This window comes from Haloferax sp. Atlit-4N, from assembly GCF_003383025.1.
Classification (GTDB): domain Archaea; phylum Halobacteriota; class Halobacteria; order Halobacteriales; family Haloferacaceae; genus Haloferax; species Haloferax gibbonsii.
Window position 1 is genome coordinate 1 of sequence record NZ_PSYY01000092.1, and the last position, 457, is coordinate 457.

Here is a 457-nt window from a genome sequence, read left to right on the forward strand (position 1 = left end):
CGGCGAGCTGCCGGAGACGTTCTTGGCAGTCGAGAAGGCGGCGTCGCCGTTGCAGGTGCCGTTGGTGAAGAACTCGAACGAGACCGTTCCCGCCAGAGCGCCGCCGGCGCTCGCCGAGACCGTCGCCGAGTCGCTGGGCACCCATGTCTGTGCGCTGGACAGCGACGAGGGCACGGTGTTGACCACCACGTCCTCGTTACTGTCCGTGCACTGGGCGTTGTGTGTCGTGCCGGAGTTGTTGGTGCTGCCGCTGTACGACGCGACCCAGTGGTAGTTTCCTTCTGCGGTCGGTGTGAACGAAGCCGGACCGTAGGTGCCGTTCCCGCTCACGGCCACGTTCTCAGACGGGTCCTGAGTCGAGCTGTCGTACACCAGAGGGCCGCACCCGCTGCTGTTCGGGCCGAAGAGCTTGAAGGTGATCGAGCCACCCGCCGCCGGGCCTGCATCGCCGGTGAGG

At 66.7% G+C, this 457-nt stretch carries 1 protein-coding gene; it reads left to right on the forward strand.

Features of this window, described 5'->3' with window-relative positions:
• A partial coding sequence (locus C5C07_RS22050) for an agmatine deiminase family protein (RefSeq protein ID WP_233510499.1) occupies nt 1–274 on the forward strand: 274 nt, incomplete at its 5' end.
• Nucleotides 275–457 lie beyond the last annotated feature (183 nt).